The organism is Bacillus sp. FDAARGOS_527 (genome assembly GCF_003812125.1).
GTDB lineage: Bacteria > Bacillota > Bacilli > Bacillales > Bacillaceae_G > Bacillus_A > Bacillus_A paranthracis.
This window is the reverse complement of the sequence record NZ_CP033795.1, coordinates 2,890,085-2,912,929: the sequence shown is the minus strand read 5'-3', so window position 1 is coordinate 2,912,929 and position 22,845 is coordinate 2,890,085. Positions and strand designations below refer to the sequence as shown.

Annotated in this window: 20 protein-coding genes; all 20 read left to right on the top strand. The window is 37.1% G+C overall.

The window, feature by feature from the left end:
* Positions 1-95 precede the first annotated feature (95 nt).
* Positions 96-4,397 carry a PolC-type DNA polymerase III gene (locus tag EGX95_RS17490; protein ID WP_000059980.1) on the top strand — a complete coding sequence of 1,434 codons (4,302 nt, stop codon included), beginning with the start codon at positions 96-98 and terminating at the stop codon, positions 4,395-4,397.
* A 332-nt stretch (positions 4,398-4,729) separates the two neighbouring features.
* A complete protein-coding gene (rimP, locus tag EGX95_RS17485; protein ID WP_000359097.1) occupies positions 4,730-5,200 on the top strand; it encodes a ribosome maturation factor RimP in 471 nt (156 codons plus the stop codon).
* A 17-nt stretch (positions 5,201-5,217) separates the two neighbouring features.
* A complete protein-coding gene (nusA, locus tag EGX95_RS17480; protein ID WP_000102609.1) occupies positions 5,218-6,324 on the top strand; it encodes a transcription termination factor NusA in 1,107 nt (368 codons plus the stop codon).
* A gap of 11 nt (positions 6,325-6,335) precedes the next feature.
* Positions 6,336-6,608: an RNase P modulator RnpM gene (gene rnpM / locus EGX95_RS17475; protein ID WP_000071128.1), complete on the top strand. Its 273-nt coding sequence runs from the start codon at positions 6,336-6,338 to the stop codon at positions 6,606-6,608.
* A complete protein-coding gene (locus tag EGX95_RS17470) occupies positions 6,609-6,920 on the top strand; it encodes a YlxQ family RNA-binding protein (protein WP_001286523.1) in 312 nt (103 codons plus the stop codon). It begins immediately after the preceding gene.
* 4 nt (positions 6,921-6,924) lie between these two features.
* A complete protein-coding gene (gene infB / locus EGX95_RS17465) occupies positions 6,925-8,985 on the top strand; it encodes a translation initiation factor IF-2 (protein ID WP_000036342.1) in 2,061 nt (686 codons plus the stop codon).
* The gene (locus tag EGX95_RS17460; RefSeq protein WP_000582364.1) at positions 8,982-9,263 is read left to right on the top strand and encodes a DUF503 domain-containing protein; all 282 of its coding nucleotides are present in this window, start codon (positions 8,982-8,984) and stop codon (positions 9,261-9,263) included. The genes infB and EGX95_RS17460 overlap by 4 nt, the downstream gene beginning before the upstream one ends.
* Before the next feature lie 15 nt (positions 9,264-9,278).
* The gene (rbfA, locus tag EGX95_RS17455; protein ID WP_063246741.1) at positions 9,279-9,635 is read left to right on the top strand and encodes a 30S ribosome-binding factor RbfA; all 357 of its coding nucleotides are present in this window, start codon (positions 9,279-9,281) and stop codon (positions 9,633-9,635) included.
* Positions 9,636-9,721: 86 nt separating this feature from the next.
* Entirely contained in the window at positions 9,722-10,645 is a 924-nt protein-coding gene (gene truB / locus EGX95_RS17450) for a tRNA pseudouridine(55) synthase TruB (protein ID WP_000399344.1), read from the top strand.
* Positions 10,646-10,688: 43 nt separating this feature from the next.
* Positions 10,689-11,660, top strand: a complete 972-nt coding sequence (gene ribF, locus EGX95_RS17445; protein WP_000766710.1) for a bifunctional riboflavin kinase/FAD synthetase — start codon at positions 10,689-10,691, stop codon at positions 11,658-11,660.
* Between the two features lie 100 nt (positions 11,661-11,760).
* Complete coding sequence (rpsO, locus tag EGX95_RS17440) at positions 11,761-12,030, top strand: 30S ribosomal protein S15 (protein WP_001229392.1); 270 nt, start codon at positions 11,761-11,763, stop codon at positions 12,028-12,030.
* Positions 12,031-12,190: 160 nt separating this feature from the next.
* Positions 12,191-14,329: a polyribonucleotide nucleotidyltransferase gene (pnp, locus tag EGX95_RS17435; protein ID WP_000076746.1), complete on the top strand. Its 2,139-nt coding sequence runs from the start codon at positions 12,191-12,193 to the stop codon at positions 14,327-14,329.
* A 151-nt stretch (positions 14,330-14,480) separates the two neighbouring features.
* Positions 14,481-15,380, top strand: a complete 900-nt coding sequence (locus EGX95_RS17430) for a polysaccharide deacetylase family protein (protein ID WP_000647527.1) — start codon at positions 14,481-14,483, stop codon at positions 15,378-15,380.
* 86 nt (positions 15,381-15,466) lie between these two features.
* Positions 15,467-16,708: a M16 family metallopeptidase gene (locus EGX95_RS17425; RefSeq protein ID WP_000592994.1), complete on the top strand. Its 1,242-nt coding sequence runs from the start codon at positions 15,467-15,469 to the stop codon at positions 16,706-16,708.
* Positions 16,709-16,834: 126 nt separating this feature from the next.
* Entirely contained in the window at positions 16,835-17,086 is a 252-nt protein-coding gene (locus tag EGX95_RS17420; protein WP_001239754.1) for a YlmC/YmxH family sporulation protein, read from the top strand.
* 237 nt (positions 17,087-17,323) lie between these two features.
* Positions 17,324-18,226, top strand: a complete 903-nt coding sequence (gene dpaA / locus EGX95_RS17415) for a dipicolinic acid synthetase subunit A (RefSeq protein WP_000954725.1) — start codon at positions 17,324-17,326, stop codon at positions 18,224-18,226.
* Complete coding sequence (gene dpaB / locus EGX95_RS17410) at positions 18,223-18,822, top strand: dipicolinate synthase subunit B (RefSeq protein ID WP_001049480.1); 600 nt, start codon at positions 18,223-18,225, stop codon at positions 18,820-18,822. Before dpaA ends, dpaB begins: the two co-directional genes overlap by 4 nt.
* A 150-nt stretch (positions 18,823-18,972) precedes the next feature.
* Positions 18,973-20,019, top strand: a complete 1,047-nt coding sequence (gene asd / locus EGX95_RS17405; RefSeq protein ID WP_000414848.1) for an aspartate-semialdehyde dehydrogenase — start codon at positions 18,973-18,975, stop codon at positions 20,017-20,019.
* Between the two features lie 23 nt (positions 20,020-20,042).
* Positions 20,043-21,275 (top strand): aspartate kinase, encoded by a 1,233-nt coding sequence (gene dapG / locus EGX95_RS17400; RefSeq protein ID WP_000692473.1) that lies wholly within the window; start codon positions 20,043-20,045, stop codon positions 21,273-21,275.
* Between the two features lie 11 nt (positions 21,276-21,286).
* Positions 21,287-22,165 carry a 4-hydroxy-tetrahydrodipicolinate synthase gene (gene dapA / locus EGX95_RS17395; protein WP_000564761.1) on the top strand — a complete coding sequence of 293 codons (879 nt, stop codon included), beginning with the start codon at positions 21,287-21,289 and terminating at the stop codon, positions 22,163-22,165.
* The last annotated feature ends 680 nt before the right edge of the window (positions 22,166-22,845 follow it).

Genomic DNA, 22,845 nt, shown 5'->3' with positions numbered 1-22,845 from the left:
TCTTTCTTTGTAAACGTATTTTGTAAAAGAAGAAGGGAGAAATCTTTCTTTGTAGTACGTTTCAATTTATAATAGCAAATGGAAGGAGAGTGCTTATGTCTTTAACAAATGAACAAAAAGAGCGATTTCAAATTTTGCTCCAGCAGTTGCAAATACCAGACGACCTTATAAATCAATATTTACAAGGCGGTGGTATTGAAAGGCTCGTTATCGATAAAGCGAATAAAAGTTGGCATTTTAATTTACAAGTGCCACGTATTTTGCCTACAGAATTATATGAATTGCTAGAAACAAAGCTTAAGCAATCATTTTCTCATATTGCAAGAACAACATTTGCATTAGAAACAGAGAACAAACAATTTACTGAAGAAGAAGTGAGGGCGTATTGGCCACTTTGTACGGAACGAATTACATTTTCACCTATGTTTGCTTATTTAAAGAAGCAGCTTCCGCAGGTCAATGGAGTGAAGTTACTTATAAATGTGAATAATGAGCTGGAATCTACTGCTTTAAAGAAAAACGTTGCAAAACCAGTAGGGGATCAATACGAGGCTTTTGGATTCCCGCGTTTCCAGTTAGACACACATATACAGCAAAATACAGAAGAAATGCAAAAGTTTCGTGAGCAAACGCAGCAAGAAGACCGCGAGCGTGTTATACAAGCTATGGAAGAAATGGCGAAGAAGCAAGCTGAAGAAAGCAGCGTTGTGCATGAAGGGCCGATCACACTCGGGTATCTTATTAAGCCAGATGAAGAGATTACACCAATGCGAGAAATTCAAGATGAAGAAAGAAGAAAAACAGTTCAAGGATATGTCTTCCATGTGGAAACGAAAGAGCTTCGTAGTGGACGTACGTTATTAACTTTAAAAATAACGGATTATACAGATTCGATTATGATCAAAATGTTCTCACGTGATAAAGAAGATATTCCAATGCTACAATCCTTGAAAAAAGGAATGTGGGTGAAGGCTCGTGGTTCTGTTCAAAATGATACATTTGTTCGAGATTTAGTAATGATTGCAAATGATATTAATGAAATAACAGGACCGTCTCGTAAAGATAAAGCACCAGAAGGCGAAAAACGAGTAGAGCTCCATCTTCACACGCCAATGAGTCAAATGGATGCTGTTACTCCAGTTTCTAAGCTTGTTGCTCAAGCTGGTAAATGGGGGCATGAGGCTATTGCCATTACAGACCATGCTGTTGCACAGTCATTCCCAGAAGCATATTCAGCTGGGAAAAAAGCCGGAATTAAAGTTATATATGGTGTGGAAGCAAACTTAGTGAATGACGGTGTACCAATAGCGTATAACGAAGCGCATCGTTTACTTGCAGAGGAAACGTATGTTGTTTTCGACGTTGAGACGACAGGTTTATCAGCTGTATATGATACAGTTATTGAGTTAGCTGCTGTAAAAGTAAAAGGCGGCGAAATTATTGACCGCTTTGAATCTTTTGCAAATCCGCATCAACCATTATCGGCAACGATCATTGAATTAACAGGTATTACAGATGATATGTTAACCGACGCACCAGAAGTGGACGAAGTGTTTAAAAAGTTTGAAGAATGGATGGGCGACCATACACTTGTTGCTCATAACGCAAGCTTCGATATGGGCTTTATTAACGTAGGATTTAAAAAAGCTGGTTTAGAAAAAACAAAAAATCCAGTAATAGATACGTTAGAGCTTGCACGATTCTTATTCCCAGAAATGAAAAATCACCGTTTAAATACGTTGTGTAAAAAGATGGACATTGAATTAACTCAGCATCACCGTGCGATTTATGATACAGAAGCAACGGGATACTTACTAGTGAAAATGTTAAAAGATGTAATTGAAAAAGGTTTTGAATATCACGATCAATTAAACGATAGTATGGGACAAGGGGATGCATATAAGCGCGGGCGTCCAAGTCATATGACATTACTTGCTACATCGGATGTTGGATTGAAAAATTTATATAAACTTGTTTCATATTCTCATTTAAATTACTTTTACCGTGTACCGCGAGTACCAAGATCACTATTAAAAAAATATCGTGAAGGTATTTTAGTAGGAACGGCTTGTGATAAAGGTGAAGTGTTTGAGGCAATGATGCAAAAAGCTCCTGAAGAGGTAGAAGAAATTGCGCAATTCTACGATTACATTGAAGTAATGCCACCAGAAGTGTTACGTCATTTAGTAGAGCGTGAACTTGTTCGGGATGAGGGGCAATTAAAAACAATTATTTCAAACTTAGTAAAACTAGGTGAGACGTTAGATAAACCAGTTGTCGCTACCGGAAACGTGCATTACTTAAATCCAGAAGATGCAATGTATCGCAAAATTTTAGTTAGTTCGCAGGGCGGAGCCAATCCGTTAAACCGACATTCATTACCACCTGTACATTTCCGTACAACCGATGAAATGTTAGAGTGTTTCTCATTCTTAGGTGAAGATGTAGCGAAAGAAATTGTCGTAACGAATACACAAAAGATTGCATCATTAATTGGCGATGTTCATCCAGTAAAAGATGATCTATACACACCGAAAATTGAAGGTGCAGATGATGAAACACGTGATATGAGTTATAAAATGGCGCGTAGCATTTATGGTGAAGAGTTACCTGAAATTGTAGAAGCGCGTTTAGAAAAAGAATTAAAAAGTATCATCGGGCATGGATTCGCCGTAATTTATTTAATTTCACATAAGCTTGTGAAAAAATCGTTAGTAGACGGATATCTAGTAGGTTCGCGTGGATCGGTAGGTTCATCATTCGTTGCAACGATGATGGAAATTACAGAAGTAAATCCATTACCACCACACTATGTATGTCCGAAATGTAAGCAATCAGAATTCTTTAATGATGGTTCTGTAGGTTCTGGTTTTGACTTACCGGATAAAGAATGTCCAACTTGTAATATTCCATATGTAAAAGATGGACATGACATTCCGTTCGAAACGTTCCTTGGATTTAAAGGAGATAAGGTACCCGATATCGATTTGAATTTCTCCGGGGAATACCAACCACGTGCCCATAACTATACGAAAGTACTATTCGGTGAAGATTATGTATATCGTGCAGGAACGATTGGTACAGTTGCGGAAAAAACTGCTTATGGATATGTAAAAGGTTATGCAAATGATCATAACTTAACGATTCGAAATGCAGAAATTGACCGCTTAGTAGCAGGATGTACCGGTGTAAAACGTACAACAGGGCAGCATCCAGGTGGTATTATCGTTGTGCCAGATTACATGGACATTTTTGATTTCTCACCAATACAGTATCCAGCAGATTCAATAGGTGCTGAGTGGAGAACGACACACTTTGACTTCCACTCTATTCATGATAATTTATTGAAGCTTGATATACTAGGACACGATGATCCGACAGTTATTCGTATGTTACAAGATTTAAGTGGTATTGATCCGAAAACAATCCCAACGGACGATCCAGAAGTAATGAAGATTTTCTCAGGGCCAGAATCGTTAGGCGTAACGGAAGAACAAATTAACTGTAAAACAGGTACACTTGGTATACCAGAGTTTGGTACGAAATTCGTAAGACAGATGTTAGAAGAGACGAAACCGACGACGTTCTCAGAGTTAGTCCAAATTTCTGGATTATCACATGGTACGGACGTATGGCTTGGTAATGCGAACGAGTTAATTTATAACGGTACATGTACGCTGAGTGAAGTTATCGGTTGTCGTGATGACATCATGGTATACTTAATCTATCAAGGTTTGGACCCATCATTAGCCTTCAAAATCATGGAGTCAGTACGTAAAGGTAAAGGTGTACCAGAAGAATGGGAAGAGGACATGAAAAGTAATAATGTACCAGGTTGGTATATTGATTCATGTAAGAAGATTAAGTACATGTTCCCGAAAGCCCATGCGGCTGCTTATGTACTTATGGCTGTGCGTATCGCATACTTTAAAGTACATTTCGCGCTTTTATTCTATGCGGCATACTTTACGGTTCGTGCAGATGACTTTGACGTAGAAGCGATGGCAAAAGGTTCAGCATCTATACGTGCAAGAATCGATGAAATTGCGCAAAAAGGTTTAGATGCAGCACCGAAAGAGAAGAGTTTATTAACGGTACTAGAAATGACACTTGAAATGTGTGAGCGTGGATACTCATTCCAAAAGGTCGATTTATATCGCTCACATGCAACAGACTTTATTATTGATGGAGACTCATTAATCCCTCCATTTAATGCGGTGCCTGGTCTTGGTACAAACGCAGCTTTAAGTATTGTGGAAGCACGTAAAAATGGAGAATTCTTATCAAAAGAAGACTTGCAGCAGCGTAGTAAGGTTTCGAAAACAATTATTGAGTATTTAGATAGTCAAGGTTGTTTAGGTGATTTGCCGGATCAAAACCAGTTATCGCTGTTCTGATAGGTAGGAAAAGTCTTTGCAAATCAACATTTGGTATGGTATACTATTAACCGAGATAACCATGTCATGTATATTGTGTGAAAAGAAGAGTGGGGAAACCCACTCTTTCGTGTTACTATCTACATTTTATTGATGTGGAGAGGTAAGAAATTTCTGTCGTATATACATATTTTGTTACAAGTTTTACTTCTTAAATTTGGTAATACTAAGACAGATATTCCCTGCTTAACGGCAGGGGCTTTTGTTAGCTAACGAGAAAGAATAAGATAGACCGTTCTATGGACGGGGTCTTTTCTTGTGAATGGTACATGGCGGCAGGAAGGAGGCTGTTTATGGATAAGAAAGTCACAGAAGTTGTAGAAGCATTTGCGCAGCCAATTGTTGAAGAGTTAAATCTTGAACTTGTAGATGTAGAGTATGTGAAAGAAGGACAAGACTGGTTCTTACGCGTATTCATCGATTCTGAAAAGGGAGTCGACATTGAAGAATGCGGTGCGGTGAGTGAACGTTTAAGCGAAGCTTTAGATAAAGAGGATCCAATTCCTCATCTTTACTTTTTGGATGTGTCATCTCCTGGAGCAGAACGTCCATTAAAGAAAGAGAAAGACTTCCAGCAAGCGGTAGGAAAACAAGTGGCAATTAAAACATATGAGCCGATTGATGGTGAAAAGATGTTTGAAGGAAAAATGCTTTCCTACGATGGTACTACAATTACACTATTATTAACAATTAAAACACGTAAAAAAGAAATCCAAATTCCAATGGACAAAGTTGCAAATGCGCGACTTGCTGTTACGTTTTAGTTAGAAGGGGGATCTTCATGAGCACTGAGTTGTTAGATGCCTTGCTCGTATTAGAGTCAGAAAAAGGAATTAGCAAAGATATTATTATTGATGCGATTGAAGCAGCGTTAATCTCTGCTTATAAACGCAATTTTAACCAAGCACAAAACGTTCGTGTGAGCTTTAACCCACAAGTGGGAACAATCCAAGTTTTAGCACGTAAAGACGTTGTTGATAATGTGTTTGATCCACGTCTTGAAATTTCTGTTGAAGAAGCAAGACAAATTAATCCAAACTATCAAGATGGTGACGTACTAGAAATTGAAGTAACACCAAAAGATTTCGGTCGTATTGCAGCACAAACTGCAAAACAAGTTGTAACACAACGAGTGCGTGAAGCTGAGCGTGGTGTTATTTACTCTGAGTTTAGTGACCGTGAAGAAGATATCATGGTTGGTATCGTACAACGTCAAGATGCTCGTTTCATCTATGTAAGCTTAGGAAAAGTAGAAGCTTTATTACCTGTAAGTGAGCAAATGCCAAACGAACAATACAAACCACATGATCGTATTCGCGTATTCATTACGAAAGTAGAAAAAACAACAAAAGGACCACAAATTTACGTATCACGTACACATCCTGGTCTTTTAAAACGTTTATTCGAAATGGAAGTTCCTGAAATCTATGATGGAACGGTTGAAATTCGTTCTGTAGCACGTGAGGCAGGAGATCGTTCTAAAATCTCTGTACATGCAGAGAACATTGATGTGGATCCAGTAGGTTCTTGTGTAGGACCGAAAGGACAACGTGTACAACGCATTGTAGACGAACTAAAAGGTGAAAAGATTGACATCGTTCGCTGGTCAAATGATCCAGTAGAATATGTTGCCAATGCTTTAAGCCCATCACAAGTTGTGAAAGTACTTGTAGATGAAGAAGAAAAAGCAACAACAGTTGTTGTTCCAGACCACCAACTGTCATTAGCTATCGGTAAACGTGGACAAAATGCACGTCTTGCAGCTAAATTAACAGGTTGGAAAATTGATATTAAGAGTGAGTCTGATGCGAAACAACTTGGTATTGTAACAGAAGAAGATAGCGTAGTCGCATTCGGATTCGATTCTGTTGAAGACGAAATCGAATAGAGGTGATGAGTATGAGCAATCGAAAAGTTCCGTTACGAAAATGTGTTGCAACGCAAGAAATGAAATCAAAACGAGAGCTCGTTCGCATTGTTCGTTCCAAAGAGGGAGAAGTGTCTATTGATTTAACTGGAAAGAAATCAGGACGAGGTGCTTATTTATCAAAAGATAAAGAAAGCATTCTTCAAGCTCAAAAGAAAAATGTTTTGGAACATCATCTAAAAGCGAAAATCGACAGTTCTCTTTATGAAGAACTTCTTGAGCTTGTTGAGAAGGAGTCGAAATAAGTGTCCGATTGGAAATCGTTTTTAGGACTAGCAAACCGGGCTCGAAAAATTATTTCGGGTGAAGAACTCGTTTTAAAGGAAGTACGAAGTGGCAAGGCAAAACTTGTGTTGCTATCTGAGGATGCGTCAGTAAATACTACAAAGCGTATCACGGATAAAACGACGTACTACAACGTACCAATGAGAAAGGTCGAAAATCGACAACAATTAGGGCATGCGATTGGGAGAGATGAGCGAGTCGTTGTAGCTGTGTTAGATGAAGGCTTTGCGAAAAAGCTGCGTAGCATGCTCGATACAAATTACCGGGGGTGAAGGTATGAGTAAAATTCGAGTGCATGAATATGCGAAAAAACATAATATCTCAAGTAAAGATCTTATGACAAAACTAAAAGAAATGAATATCGAGGTTTCGAATCATATGACAATGTTAGACGATGAAGTAGTAAACAAATTAGATAATGAGTATCAAGCTGAAAAACCTTCTGTTGCAGATGAGTTTGAAGTAGAAGAAAAAGTTGTTCGTAGTAAAAAGAACAGCAATAAGAAAAAGAAAAAAGGCAAAGGAAACGAAGATAAGCGTCAAGAGAACTTTGCTGGAAGACAACAAACACAAACTGTAGAAACACCAGATAAAATTACTTTCTCTGGAAGTCTTACAGTAGGTGATCTTGCTAAGAAATTAAGCAAAGAGCCATCTGAAATTATTAAAAAGCTCTTCATGCTTGGAATTATGGCAACAATTAACCAAGATTTAGATAAAGATACAATTGAGTTAATTGCTAACGACTACGGTATTGAAGTAGAAGAAGAAGTAATTGTAAGCGAAACTGAGTTTGAAACATTCATCGATGAGCAAGATGATGAAGAAAACTTAAAAGAGCGTCCAGCTGTAGTTACAATCATGGGACACGTTGACCATGGTAAAACAACATTGCTTGACTCTATCCGTAACTCTAAAGTAACTGCTGGTGAAGCGGGTGGAATTACTCAGCATATTGGTGCATACCAAGTTGAAGTAAATGACAAGAAAATTACATTCTTAGATACACCTGGTCACGCGGCGTTTACAACGATGCGTGCTCGTGGTGCACAAGTAACGGATATTACAATCCTTGTTGTTGCAGCTGATGACGGTGTTATGCCACAAACAGTTGAAGCAATTAACCATGCGAAAGCAGCAGGAGTACCAATTATTGTTGCTGTGAATAAAATGGATAAACCAGCTGCGAACCCTGATCGCGTAATGCAAGAACTAACAGAATATGAATTAGTTCCAGAAGCATGGGGCGGAGACACAATTTTCGTACCAATTTCTGCGATTCAAGGCGAAGGAATTGACAACTTACTAGAAATGATTCTTCTTGTAAGTGAAGTAGAAGAGTATAAAGCAAATCCAAACCGCTATGCAACTGGTACTGTAATCGAAGCCCAGCTTGATAAAGGTAAAGGAACTATTGCGACATTACTTGTTCAAAACGGTACGCTTCGAGTAGGAGATCCAATCGTTGTTGGAACTACATTCGGTCGTGTTCGTGCAATGGTAAGTGATATTGGTCGTCGTGTAAAAGTTGCTGGTCCATCAACTCCTGTTGAAATTACAGGTTTAAACGAAGTACCACAAGCAGGAGATCGTTTCATGGCATTCGCTGATGAGAAGAAAGCTCGTCAAATCGGTGAATCACGTGCACAAGAAGCGTTACTTGCTCAACGTGGTGAGAAATCTAAATTAAGCCTTGAAGATTTATTCCAACAAATCCAAGAGGGCGATGTAAAAGAAATTAACTTAATTGTGAAAGCGGACGTACAAGGTTCTGTAGAAGCAATGGCAGCATCACTTCGTAAAATTGATGTTGAAGGTGTTAAAGTTAAAATTATCCATACAGGCGTAGGTGCGATTACAGAATCTGATATCATTTTAGCTTCTGCATCTAATGCAATTGTAATTGGATTTAACGTACGCCCAGATGTAAATGCGAAGCGTACAGCTGAATTAGAGAACGTTGATATTCGTTTACACCGCATTATTTATAAAGTAATCGAAGAGATCGAAGCAGCGATGCAAGGTATGCTAGATCCAGAATTTGAAGAAAAAGTAATCGGTCAAGCAGAAGTACGTCAAACGTTTAAAGTAACAAAAGTTGGAACAATCGCAGGTTGTTACGTAACAGATGGTAAAATTACACGTGATAGCGGCGTGCGTATTATCCGTGATGGTGTGGTAATCTATGAAGGTCAACTTGATACGTTAAAACGTTTCAAAGACGACGTAAAAGAAGTTGCTCAAAACTATGAGTGTGGTATTACAATTGAGAAATACAACGATCTTAAAGAAGGGGACATCATTGAAGCGTACATTATGGAAGAAGTGAAGCGATGATTATCGCTTCTCTCTCATTTGAGTGTATGATTTACGATGTGCATTCTTTAAAAGAGAAACGAGCAATTTTGCAACGGGTGTTAACTCGTGTGAAACAGCGTTATAACGTAGCTGTTTCAGAAGTAGGGCATCAAGATGTATGGCAACGTACAGAAATTGCGATTGTTTCCGTATCCTCAAATCGTGTTATTTGTGAAAAAGAAATGAATCGTGTACTTGAGTATATCGATTCATTTCCTGAAATTGAACGTACGATAACACAATTGGAATGGTATTGAATGAGGTGAAGAGTTATGAAATTACGTGCAAACCGTGTAGGCGAGCAAATGAAAAAAGAATTAGGCGACATCATCAGTCGTAAAATTAAAGATCCACGTGTCGGATTTGTTACTGTAACAGATGTACAAGTGAGTGGAGATTTACAAATTGCTACAGTGTATATTTCTGTTTTAGGTGATGAAGAGCAGAAAGACAGTACACTAAAAGGTTTAGTGAAGGCAAAAGGCTTCATTCGTTCAGAAATTGGCCAACGTATTCGTCTTCGTAAAACGCCTGAAATTTCCTTTGAATTTGATGAATCTATCGGATATGGTCATCGAATTGATACACTTTTACATGAAATTAATAAAGAAGGTAAACGTGAAGAATAATGGATAGACATTTGTCTATCCATTTTTTCAATGTAAAATAAGTTTTAGGTAATGATTATGAAAGAATTACGATGAGGTGAACATATATGGAAGGTGTAGTATTATTACATAAGCCAAAAGGCATGACATCACACGATTGTGTATTTAAATTAAGAAAGATATTGCGTGAAAAACGAATTGGTCATACAGGAACATTAGATCCAGATGTAACAGGAGTATTGCCTATTTGTGTTGGACGAGCAACGAAGATTGCACAATTTTTAACAAGTGAAACGAAAACATATGAAGGTGAAGTAACATTAGGGTTTTCAACAACAACTGAAGATGCTTCAGGTGAAGTTGTGGAAACGAAACATGTAGATCGTGTTATTACTCGTAAAGAAGTGGAGGAGGTTCTTGCCGTATTAACAGGTACGATTGAGCAAATGCCTCCGATGTTTTCGGCTGTAAAAGTTAACGGAAAAAAATTATATGAATATGCAAGAGCAGGACAAGAGGTTGAACGTCCAGTTCGTACAATTACAATTCATGAATTTGTATTACTAGATGATCGTGAAGTGTTTGAAGGAGAAAATATTTCATTCCGTTTCCGTGTAACGTGTAGTAAAGGAACATATGTAAGAACATTAGCGGTAATGATTGGTGAAAAACTTGGTTTTCCATCACATATGTCTCACCTTGTAAGAACGGCTTCAGGTGAATTTGTATTAGAAGATTGCATATCATTTGAAGAAATTGAAGAAAACGTGCAAAATGGAACAGTAGAGTCTATCTTCATTTCAATTGATGAAGCATTAAGTAAGTTCCCGAAAATGGTTGTAGATGAAAAGCAAGCAGAAAAAATAAAAAATGGTATGTTCTTAAAAAATGAATTGCAAATAACGACGCCATTTATAACAGTGTTTGATAAAAACGATCGTTGCCTTGCAATTTATGAGCACCATCCAAAACACCCTGGTATGCTAAAGCCGATGAAAGTACTTGTGAATAATCAAGAACTAAAGCTATAATGAATTATTGGAAGGATTATTACAGAAAAAGGTGAATTCAAGCGTGAAACTTATTCATTTAACTCATCCACATGAACAAAATAAATTAGAATTACCACCTACTGTAATGGCATTAGGATTTTTTGATGGCATTCATTTAGGACATCAATGTGTGATTCGAACTGCGAAACAAATAGCGGATGAAAAGGGATATAAAAGTGCAGTGATGACATTTTATCCGCATCCATCTGTTGTTTTAGGTAAAAAGGAAGCGCATGCGGAGTATATTACACCAATGTGTGATAAAGAAAAAATAGTCGAGAGTTTAGGAATCGATATATTATATGTTGTTAAATTCGATGAATCATTTGCAGGCTTATTGCCACAACAATTTGTAGATGATTATATTATTGGTTTAAATGTAAAGCATGTAGTAGCAGGGTTTGATTATTCATATGGACGTTTAGGAAAAGGAAAGATGGAGACTTTACCATTTCATGCAAGAGGGGAGTTTACACAGACTGTGATTGAAAAAGTTGAATTTCAAGAAGAGAAAGTAAGTTCTACGGCATTACGAAAGTTAATTCGAAATGGCGAAATGGAGCAAATTCCATCTATTTTAGGTAGAGCATATACAGTAGGAGGAACGGTTGTACACGGTGATAAACGTGGACGTCAAATTGGTTTCCCAACAGCTAATGTAGGTTTAAGTGATGAGTATCTATTACCACCTGTAGGTGTTTATGCAGTGAGATTAAAAGTTCACGATGAATGGTACGATGGTGTATGTAATATTGGATATAAACCAACCTTTAAAGAAGATGAGCGCCAACTATCTATTGAAGTGCACTTATTTGAATTTAACAAAGACATATATGATCAAAATGTTACAGTAGAGTGGCATATGCGTATAAGGGAAGAGAAGAAATTCAATGGCATCGATGAGTTAGTTGAACAAATCGCAAAAGATAAGAAAACAGCACAAGAATATTTTGCGAACGAAAATAATATACTTGCTTTTTCAAATGAAAAGTAGTATTCTATGTTATGTACTTTATGACAACCATTGCTTGGCATTGCGACTCACCGACGCTTGCTAGGTAATCGGGGGTTTAATTAATAGGAGGTGAAATAGGATGGCTTTAACACAAGAGCGTAAAAATGAAATCATTGCACAATTTAGAACTCATGAGACTGATACTGGTTCTCCAGAGGTTCAAATTGCTGTCCTAACGGAGCAAATTAACACTCTAAACGAGCACTTACGTACTCACAAGAAAGATCATCATTCACGTCGTGGTCTATTAAAGATGGTTGGTAAACGTCGTAACTTACTAACTTACCTTCGTAATAGCGATATCACACGTTACCGTGAATTAATCACAAAGCTTGGCTTACGTCGATAGTCAAAGAAGCGGGAATATTCCCGCTTTTTTGTTAGGTAAAAATATATCTTCTACTCTTTATAGCTTACTTCATTTTCGGTAATACTAGAGGTAGAATATTGTGATATACTATCCATTTACATAGAAGAATTGAATACTTTAAATTGAGAGGGGTACTTAAATGAGTCAAGAAAAGCAAGTCTTCTCGATAGATTTAGCTGGTCGCCAGCTAACAGTTGAAACAGGTCAGCTTGCAAAGCAAGCGAACGGAGCAGTATTAGTAAGATATGGCGATACAGCGGTTCTATCTACAGCAACTGCATCAAAAGAAGCAAAAAATGTAGATTTCTTCCCACTTACAGTAAACTATGAAGAGCGTTTATATGCAGTCGGAAAAATTCCTGGCGGTTTCATTAAACGTGAAGGTCGTCCAAGTGAAAAAGCAATTTTGGCAAGTCGTTTAATCGACCGTCCAATTCGTCCACTTTTCGCAGATGGATTCCGTAACGAAGTACAAGTTGTCAGCATCGTAATGAGTGTTGATCAAGATTGTTCTTCTGAAATGGCAGCTATGCTTGGTTCTTCATTAGCGTTATCGATTTCAGATATTCCATTTGAAGGTCCGATCGCGGGTGCAACAGTTGGTCGTATTAACGGCGAATTCGTTATCAACCCAACAGTAGAACAGCAAGAACAAAGTGATATTCACCTTGTTGTAGCTGGTACGAAAGATGCAATTAACATGGTTGAAGCAGGAGCAGATCAAGTGCCTGAGGAAACAATGTTAGAAGCAATTATGTTTGGTCATGACGAAATTAAACGTCTAATTGCATTCCAAGAAGAGATTGTACAAGCTGTAGGTAAAGAGAAATCAGAAGTGAAACTTTATGAAGTTGACGCTGATCTTAACCAAGCTGTACGTGAAATGGCTGAGAAGGATATGCATTCTGCAATTCAAGTACATGAGAAACATGCACGTGAAGATGCAATTAACGAAGTGAAAAAGCGTGTAATTGAGCATTACGAAGCGCAAGAAGCTGATGCTGATACATTAGGACAAGTAAATGAGATTTTATATAAAATTGTAAAAGAAGAAGTACGTCGTCTTATTACAGTTGAGAAAATCCGCCCAGATGGCCGTAAAGGTGACGAAATCCGTCCATTAGCATCAGAGGTTGGCATTTTATCTCGTACACACGGTTCTGGTTTATTCACACGTGGACAAACACAAGCATTAAGTATTTGTACATTAGGCGCATTAGGCGATGTGCAAATTTTAGATGGCCTTGGTGTAGAAGAATCAAAACGCTTTATGCACCATTACAATTTCCCATCATTTAGTGTTGGTGAAACAAGACCAATGCGTGGACCAGGTCGTCGTGAAATTGGTCACGGTGCACTAGGAGAACGTGCTCTTGAGCCTGTAATTCCGTCTGAAAAAGATTTCCCATACACAGTACGTCTTGTATCTGAAGTATTAGAATCAAATGGTTCTACTTCACAAGCGAGTATTTGTGGTAGTACTTTAGCAATGATGGATGCTGGTGTTCCACTTAAAGCTCCAGTTGCAGGTATTGCAATGGGTCTAGTTAAATCAGGTGAGCATTACACAATTTTAACTGATATTCAAGGTATGGAAGATCATTTAGGTGATATGGACTTTAAAGTAGCAGGTACAGCACACGGTGTAACTGCACTACAAATGGACATTAAAATCGATGGTCTATCTCGTGAAATTTTAGAAGAGGCATTACAACAAGCGAAAGTTGGTCGTATGCACATTCTAGATCATATGTTATCTGTAATTGCAGAGCCACGCACTGAATTATCAGCGTACGCTCCAAAGATTATTACAATGACAATTAACCCGGATAAAATCCGTGACGTTATCGGACCAAGCGGTAAACAAATTAATAAAATTATTGAAGAAACTGGCGTTAAAATTGACATCGAGCAAGATGGTACAGTATTCATTTCTTCAATAAATCAAGAAATGAACGATAAAGCTAAGAAAATTATCGAGGATATCGTTCGCGAAGTACAAGTAGGTGAAATCTACGAAGGAAAAGTGAAACGTGTTGAGAAATTCGGTGCTTTCGTTGAATTATTCAGCGGTAAAGATGGATTAGTTCACATTTCTGAACTTGCACTTGAGCGTGTAGGTAAAGTAGAAGACGTTGTGAAAATCGGTGATGTAATTACAGTTAAAGTCATCGAGATTGACAAGCAAGGTCGCGTGAATTTATCTAGAAAAGTATTGCTAAAAGAAGAGCAAGAAAAAGAAGCTGCTAAAGAAGAAAACAAACAAGAGCAGCAATAAGTAAAAGCCAGTTTAACTGGCTTTTTTTGTTATGTAAAAATATGATTTACATATATTTTTATGTCAGTATAGGTATAGTTTTCATTATAACGCTCAAATTAACAAAGATAAGAAGAAAAATGGTTTTTATATAGTTAATGGGAGGGTTTATATGAAAGCTCGTATATTGGCATACATATGTATATTCTTTTTATATGTCAGTGTAGGCTCTTATTCCGTTTTTGCACAGGATAACTTATATGAAGAAATTCAAAAGCATGCAAAACAATATGAGATTGCACCGCAAAATGCGATGATTGATAAGATATGGAAAGCCACACCAGGATATAATGGAAGACAAGTTGATATGGAAGCATCCTATAAAAATATGAAGAAGTTAAAGAAATTTGATCAAAAACATCTTGAATTCAAGGAAGTATCGCCGAGTGTCCACTTAGAAGATTTATCACCAGCGCCAATTTATAGAGGTCATCCGGATAAAAAGATGGTCGGGTTAACAATAAATGTGGCATGGGGAAATGAGTATTTGCCTCGTATATTAGAAATATTGAAAAAACATGATGTGAAGGCAACTTTCTTTTTAGAAGGACGTTGGGTGAAAGAAAATTTACGATTTGCAAAAATGATTGTCGATGCAAATCAAGAAGTTGGAAATCATTCTTACACACACCCTAATATGAAAACGTTATCGTCTGATGAAATAAGAGATCAGTTACAAAAAACAAATCGAATGATCGAAGCAGCTACGAATCAAAAGGTAAGATGGTTTGCACCGCCGAGTGGAAGTTTTCGGGATGAAGTCGTGAAAATTGCAGATGATTTTCAAATGGGAACGATTATGTGGACTGTTGATACAATTGATTGGAAGCGACCTGAGCCAGGTGTACTATTGCAGAGAGTAATGAGAAAAATACATCCAGGTGCTATCGTATTAATGCATCCTACTTCGTCCACAACAGAAGCATTAGATACAATGATTACAAAATTGAAGGAACAAGGATATAAAGTAGGGAATATAACAGAATTACTGGATGAAAAACGTGTAGATTAAATACATTTGCATGACATTCATCCTTAAACTTGTTATCATTAAATAATAGCACTTATTTAGAGAAACTGGCAGTAGGAGGAAAGTTTTTGATTAAAAAATATACTTGTAAAAATGGTGTAAGAATAGTTATGGAGAATATACCAACTGTAAGATCGGTTGCGATTGGTATTTGGATCCATGCAGGATCAAGAAATGAAAATGAAAAAAATAACGGGATTTCTCACTTTTTAGAGCATATGTTCTTTAAAGGAACAGAAACACGTAGTGCACGTGAAATTGCAGAATCATTTGATAGCATTGGTGGGCAAGTGAATGCTTTTACTTCAAAAGAATACACTTGTTACTATGCAAAAGTGCTAGATGAGCATGCTAAATATGCTTTAGATGTATTAGCAGATATGTTCTTTAATTCAACATTTGATGAAGAAGAACTGAAAAAAGAGAAGAATGTCGTATGTGAAGAAATTAAAATGTACGAAGATGCTCCAGATGATATTGTGCATGATATGTTAACGAAAGCAACATATGAAACGCATCCGCTTGGATATCCTATTTTAGGAACAGAAGAAACGCTTAATACGTTTACAGGTGATACGCTACGTCAATATATTAAGGATCATTACACACCTGAAAATGTAGTTGTATCAATTGCAGGAAATATTGATGAAGCCTTTTTACAAACAGTAGAGCAATATTTCGGTAGTTATGAAGGAACGACAAACCGTGAACAAGTACATAGCCCAATTTTCCATTTTAATAAGGTAGCACGTAAAAAGGAAACAGAACAAGCTCATTTATGTTTAGGATATAAAGGCTTACAAATGGGACACGAAGATATTTATAACTTAATTGTATTAAATAACGTTTTAGGCGGTAGTATGAGTAGCCGTTTATTCCAAGAAGTACGTGAGCAACGCGGGTTAGCTTACTCAGTATTCTCTTACCATTCTTCTTATGAAGATACAGGTATGTTAACGCTGTATGGTGGAACAGGTAGCCAACAATTGGATACACTGTATGAAACAATGCAAGAAACATTAGAAACATTGAAAAATACAGGTATTACAGAAAAAGAGCTTATGAATAGTAAAGAGCAATTAAAAGGAAACTTAATGTTAAGTTTAGAAAGTACGAATAGTCGTATGAGCCGTAATGGTAAAAATGAATTGCTACTTCGTAAGCACCGTTCACTTGATGAGATTATTGAAAGTGTAAACACGGTAACAAAAGAAAATGTAGATGAGTTAATTCGTAACATGTTTACAGATGAATTTTCTGCAGCATTAATTAGTCCAGATGGAAAACTTCCAAAAGGAATAAAACTGTAATTACTATATATGATTTAAAAATAACCGTATCTCTTTTAAATGAGATACGGTTATTTTTTGTGGGTATATAGAATAGGTACTAATTATGGATAACTTAAATGAATAATTTGGGTAGGGGGAGAGAGTATGCGATTAAGTGAACTAAGTGGGAAAGAAATTGTTAATTTAGAAAGAGCAGAAAAAATGGGGGTTTTAGGTTATGTGGATTTAGAGGTTGATGAGAAGGATGGACAAATACAGGCTCTTATTATACCTGCTGGGAAATGGAGAGGTTTCAAAAAGGAACCACAAGAAATAAGAGTAGCATGGAGGCAAATTAAAAAAGTGGGGCATGATATGATTCTTTGTGATATTACAGATCGTTCAAATTCGAAGTGAAAGATGGCCATTTTGGCCATCTTTTTTTGTTCATTTTACTCAGAGCAAAATCCAACAGAATATCTTTCCTATGCCGAATTTTGAGGTAGGGCCTTCCTACATACAAATAGCGGGATACATGATAGGTGCTTTTTGTTTTTCAATCACCTAAAACTCGTACATTACATATGATGTGGAGGAAAAAGAAAAAGTAGGCACTTTTCTTATAAATGACAGAAAAAGAAGGTGAATTAGGGAATGTTGACTGAGATGCATATTGCTGTCATAGGAGGAGATGCAAGACAGCTAGAAGTAATTCGCAAGCTCGTTGAATTGGATGCGAAACTTTCATTGATAGGGTTTGATCAGTTAGACCATGGCTTCACAGGGGCAGCAAAAGAAAGTATACAAAATTTAGATTTCACTTCTTTAGATGCAATTATTTTGCCAGTTGCAGGTACAAATGCCAAGGGAGAAGTAGATACTATTTTTTCAAATGAAAAAGTTTCTATAACGAAAGAACAAATTGAAAATACACCAGAACATTTTACTATATATTCAGGTATTGGTACGCCTTACTTGGAAAATCTCGTATCTACTACAAACCGTAAACTAATTAAATTATTTGATCGTGATGATGTGGCAATCTACAATTCTATACCAACTGTAGAAGGTACATTAATGATGGTAATTCAACATACCGACTATACAATTCATGGTTCTAATGTAATGGTTTTAGGATTTGGTAGAACAGGGATGAGCGTTGCCAGAGCATTTCAATCATTAGGAGCCCATGTCAAAGTTGGAGCAAGACGATCGGAACATATTGCACGTATTACAGAAATGATGTTTTCTCCTTTTCATATGCAGAACATTGAGAAAGAAGTAGGGGATATCGATATTGTCATTAATACAATTCCGCATCTCGTTGTGACAGCGAATGTCATTTCAAAAATGCCGGCTCATACGTTAGTAATTGATTTAGCTTCTAAACCAGGCGGTACCGACTTTAGATATGCAGAAAAAAGAGGAGTCAAAGCGCTGTTAGCACCTGGATTACCAGGTATTGTTGCTCCAAAAACAGCAGGACAAATTTTAGCGAACGTTCTTTCTCAGTTATTAGCAGAAGATGTAATCGCAAGAAAGGAGAATGGGGAATGAATTTAAAAGGGAAAAGAATAGGGTTTGGTTTTACGGGTTCACATTGTACGTACGAAGAAGTAATGCCTCATTTAGAAAAGTTAATTGCTGAGGGAGCTGAAGTGCGTCCAGTTGTTTCTTACACTGTTCAATCAACAAATACGAGATTTGGCGAAGGGGCAGAATGGATTAAAAAGATTGAAGAAGTAACAGGTTTTAAAGCGATTAATTCAATCGTTGGCGCAGAACCACTTGGACCTAAAATCCCATTAGATTGTATGGTAATTGCTCCTTTAACAGGAAATTCTATGAGTAAATTTGCGAATGCAATGACAGACTCTCCAGTACTAATGGCAGCAAAAGCGACGCTAAGAAATGGCAAGCCTGTCGTATTGGCCGTTTCGACGAATGATGCTTTAGGGCTTAATGGAGTAAATCTCATGCGCCTAATGGCCACAAAAAACATCTACTTCGTCCCATTCGGTCAAGACGCACCAGAGAAAAAACCGAACTCAATGGTAGCACGCATGGAGCTGCTTGAAGATACAGTATTAGAAGCACTGCAAGGGAAGCAATTGCAACCGGTTGTCGTAGAAAAATTCAGATATATGAATTAAAAAACGAAAAAAAACGGACAATTTTTGATGAAACCATCATTCTTACTGTAGAATATGATAAAATTAACGTTATTAAGATTAGAAGGGGTATTCTATACTCCTTCTCATTCTAAGTTATAGAAGGATTGGTATCTAGAAAGGGGCATAGTGATGGAAAAGCAAAAAACTTTTCATGTCGCTGTAGTTGGAGCAACCGGCGCAGTTGGTGAACAAATGTTAAATACTTTAGAGAAACGAGAATTTCCAATCGGGAAGTTAACGTTACTTTCATCTAAACGATCTGCAGGTAAGAAACTTGTATTTAAAGGCGAAGAATTTACAGTTCAAGAGGCAACTCCTGAAAGTTTTGAAGGAGTAGATATCGCACTATTTAGTGCTGGTGGATCTGTATCAAAACAATTAGCGCCAGAAGCAGCAAAGCGTGGTGCGATTGTTGTTGATAATACAAGTGCATTCCGTATGACAGAAAACGTGCCACTTGTTGTACCTGAAGTAAATGAAAACGACTTAAAAGAACATAACGGTATTATTGCAAATCCAAACTGTTCTACAATTCAAATGGTAGTAGCTCTTGAGCCAGTTCGTCAGCAATATGGTTTAAAACGAGTAATCGTTTCCACATATCAAGCTGTATCAGGTGCTGGTGCGGCAGCGATTGAAGAACTTCATGAACAATCACAAGCAATCTTAAATGGTGAAGAAGTAAAGGCGAATGTTTTACCTGTATCAGGTGATAAGAAACATTTCCCGATTGCTTTCAACGCGATTCCACAGATTGATAAGTTCCAAGATAATGGATTTACATTTGAAGAAATGAAAATGATTAATGAAACGAAAAAAATTATGCATATGCCAGAGCTAGAAGTAGCGGCAACATGTGTACGTTTACCAGTTGTATCAGGTCACTCTGAGTCTGTTTACATTGAAGTAGAAAAAGAGGGCGTAACAGTAGAGGAATTAAAGAACTTACTTGCAAATGCGGAAGGTATCGTTCTGCAAGATAACCCAGAAGAGCAATTATATCCAATGCCAGCTACTGCAGTAGGTAAAAACGAAGTATTCGTTGGAAGAATCCGTAAAGATTTAAATAACGATAAAGGATTCCATCTTTGGGTCGTATCTGATAACTTATTAAAAGGCGCTGCATGGAATTCTGTTCAAATTGCAGAGCGCTTAGTAAAATTACAATTAGTGTAAACGGCTAAGAGAAGGTGCAAAATATGAAAATTATTGTTCAAAAATTTGGTGGCACATCTGTACGTGATGAAAATGGACGTAAGCATGCGCTTCATCATATAAAAAAATCGCTAGATGCGGGTTATAAAGTAGTGACTGTCGTATCTGCTATGGGTCGTAAAGGTGAACCATATGCAACTGATACGTTGTTAAGTCTTGTAAATCAAGAGGAATCTCACATTTCTAATCGTGAGCAAGATTTATTATTATCATGCGGAGAATTAATCTCAGCAATCGTTTTCTCTAACATGTTAAATGAGAACGGTATAAAAGCGGCGGCATTAAATGGTGCACAAGCTGGTTTTGTAACAAATGATGATTTTACAAATGCTAAGATTATTGAAATGAATTGTGATCGTATACACGAAGAGCTAGAAAATGTAGATGTAATCGTTGTGACAGGATTCCAAGGACAAACGAAAAAAGGTGATACGACAACACTTGGACGCGGAGGTAGTGATACTTCAGCTTCAGCTTTAGGTGTTGCGCTTCATGCTGAATATATCGATATCTTCACAGATGTAGAAGGTGTGATGACTGCGGATCCTCGCATTGTAAAAGATGCACGTCATCTTCAAACTGTAACGTATAACGAAATTTGTAACATGGCATACCAAGGTGCAAAAGTCGTTCATCCACGTGCAGTTGAAATTGCGATGCATGCAAAAGTACCGCTTCGTGTACGTTCTACGTACTCTGATAGTGAAGGTACGCTTATTTCAGCATCTGACGGCGCTACAAAAGGCCGTGATGTAGAAGAACGTCCTGTTACAGGTATTGCACATGTATCAAATGTGACGCAAATTAAAGTACTTGCAAAAGAAACAGCATATGATTTGCAGCAGCATGTGTTTAAAGAAATGGCGAATGAAGGAATCAGTGTCGATTTAATTAACATTTCACCTACTGGGGTAGCTTATACGGTGAGTGATAATGTATCAAATCGTGCAGTTGAACTATTACAAAACCTTGGATATGAGCCAATTGTGACAGAGCATTGTGCGAAAGTATCTATTGTAGGAGCTGGAATGGCAGGATACCCAGGGGTTACTGCGAAAATCGTTACAGCTTTAGCTGAAAAAGGTATTCAAATTCTGCAATCAGCAGATAGTCATACAACTATTTGGGTTCTTGTAAAAGAAACTGATTTAGTGGAGGCTGTAAATGCATTACATAGTGCGTTTGAGCTTTCAAAAGAAAAGCAACTGGAACAATAAGGAGTGAGACCATGATAGATTTTGGGACAATTGCAACCGCGATGGTAACACCGTTTGATATAAACGGCAATATCGATTTTGCAAAGACAACGAAATTGGTAAATTATTTAATTGATAACGGTACAACAGCAATCGTGGTAGGAGGAACGACAGGAGAATCTCCTACATTAACTTCAGAAGAAAAAGTAGCGTTATATCGCCATGTCGTATCTGTTGTCGATAAAAGGGTGCCCGTAATCGCTGGAACAGGTAGCAATAATACGCATGCTTCTATTGACTTAACGAAAAAAGCAACAGAGGTTGGTGTTGATGCAGTAATGCTAGTAGCACCGTATTATAACAAACCGAGTCAAGAAGGAATGTATCAGCACTTTAAAGCAATTGCTGAAAGCACGCCGCTTCCGGTTATGCTATATAATGTTCCAGGACGATCTATTGTACAAATCTCCGTTGATACAGTTGTTCGTTTATCAGAAATAGAAAACATTGTTGCGATTAAAGATGCAGGCGGCGATGTGTTAACAATGACAGAAATCATTGAAAAAACAGCGGACGACTTTGCAGTATACAGCGGTGATGACGGTTTAACGCTACCAGCTATGGCAGTTGGAGCGAAAGGTATCGTTTCTGTAGCATCTCATGTTATCGGAAATGAAATGCAAGAAATGATTGCAGCGTTCCAAGCAGGTGAATTTAAGAAGGCGCAAAAATTACATCAATTACTTGTAAGAGTAACGGATTCATTATTTATGGCGCCAAGTCCAACACCAGTAAAAACAGCGTTACAAATGGTTGGATTAGATGTAGGTTCTGTACGTTTACCACTTCTTCCATTAACAGAAGAAGAAAGAGTAACGTTACAATCTGTTATGCAATCTATCCCTCGTTAATAAAAAATGACCTAGTGTAGAACTAGGTCATTTTTTTATTGGTATGAAATCTTTTCTTCTCTATTCTCATCTAGATACCTTCTTATAAGATCTATATTATGCACCTAACTAATCACTTTTTTGTTATGTATTGCAACATGTATAAGAAAATAATCGTACCCCTTTAAAGGAATTAAAAAATCATAGTCATTATAGAATAAACATTTGTATGAACATAATAAACTACCGGTTTTGTTTTTTAGAGAAAATCCTTCAAATAGGATGTAATTCATAAAAAAACTCCATTTTGTAAGTGTTTTTGTTCAATTTTAGAAAAATAAGTCTTGAAAATCTATATTATGAAATAAATTTAGAGTATTTATAGCTATTTCTTCAAAACGATATGGGGTACGAAATCGGAGTAAATATAAAGGACATCAGTTCGATAAGTTTGTTGGGAATGCGTTCTTTTCCTTTTTCTTTCGCACGATTTAACTTGTGTTCTATTTCTTGTATCAGGTATAATATGGCTAAGTAGCTTAGTACGGGTATGCTTAGCAAAATTGGTAAAAATTATAATTTGATTACATTTTCATATCATATCGAATAAGATATTTGATTTATATAATGAAAGAGAGGTGAAACCTGGTTTAAAAAATAAACAAGGACATGATATCGCATAACGGTAAGGACATTCGTCT

What these genes read in the sequence shown, in the direction of transcription:
- EGX95_RS17490 (WP_000059980.1), top strand. Translation starts at nt 96, where the DNA reads ATGTCTTTAACAAATGAACAAAAAGAGCGATTTCAAATTTTGCTCCAG.
- rimP (WP_000359097.1), top strand. Translation starts at nt 4,730, where the DNA reads ATGGATAAGAAAGTCACAGAAGTTGTAGAAGCATTTGCGCAGCCAATT.
- nusA (WP_000102609.1), top strand. Translation starts at nt 5,218, where the DNA reads ATGAGCACTGAGTTGTTAGATGCCTTGCTCGTATTAGAGTCAGAAAAA.
- rnpM (WP_000071128.1), top strand. Translation starts at nt 6,336, where the DNA reads ATGAGCAATCGAAAAGTTCCGTTACGAAAATGTGTTGCAACGCAAGAA.
- infB (WP_000036342.1), top strand. Translation starts at nt 6,925, where the DNA reads ATGAGTAAAATTCGAGTGCATGAATATGCGAAAAAACATAATATCTCA.
- EGX95_RS17460 (WP_000582364.1), top strand. Translation starts at nt 8,982, where the DNA reads ATGATTATCGCTTCTCTCTCATTTGAGTGTATGATTTACGATGTGCAT.
- rbfA (WP_063246741.1), top strand. Translation starts at nt 9,279, where the DNA reads ATGAAATTACGTGCAAACCGTGTAGGCGAGCAAATGAAAAAAGAATTA.
- truB (WP_000399344.1), top strand. Translation starts at nt 9,722, where the DNA reads ATGGAAGGTGTAGTATTATTACATAAGCCAAAAGGCATGACATCACAC.
- rpsO (WP_001229392.1), top strand. Translation starts at nt 11,761, where the DNA reads ATGGCTTTAACACAAGAGCGTAAAAATGAAATCATTGCACAATTTAGA.
- pnp (WP_000076746.1), top strand. Translation starts at nt 12,191, where the DNA reads ATGAGTCAAGAAAAGCAAGTCTTCTCGATAGATTTAGCTGGTCGCCAG.
- EGX95_RS17430 (WP_000647527.1), top strand. Translation starts at nt 14,481, where the DNA reads ATGAAAGCTCGTATATTGGCATACATATGTATATTCTTTTTATATGTC.
- EGX95_RS17420 (WP_001239754.1), top strand. Translation starts at nt 16,835, where the DNA reads ATGCGATTAAGTGAACTAAGTGGGAAAGAAATTGTTAATTTAGAAAGA.
- dpaA (WP_000954725.1), top strand. Translation starts at nt 17,324, where the DNA reads ATGTTGACTGAGATGCATATTGCTGTCATAGGAGGAGATGCAAGACAG.
- dpaB (WP_001049480.1), top strand. Translation starts at nt 18,223, where the DNA reads ATGAATTTAAAAGGGAAAAGAATAGGGTTTGGTTTTACGGGTTCACAT.
- asd (WP_000414848.1), top strand. Translation starts at nt 18,973, where the DNA reads ATGGAAAAGCAAAAAACTTTTCATGTCGCTGTAGTTGGAGCAACCGGC.
- dapG (WP_000692473.1), top strand. Translation starts at nt 20,043, where the DNA reads ATGAAAATTATTGTTCAAAAATTTGGTGGCACATCTGTACGTGATGAA.
- dapA (WP_000564761.1), top strand. Translation starts at nt 21,287, where the DNA reads ATGATAGATTTTGGGACAATTGCAACCGCGATGGTAACACCGTTTGAT.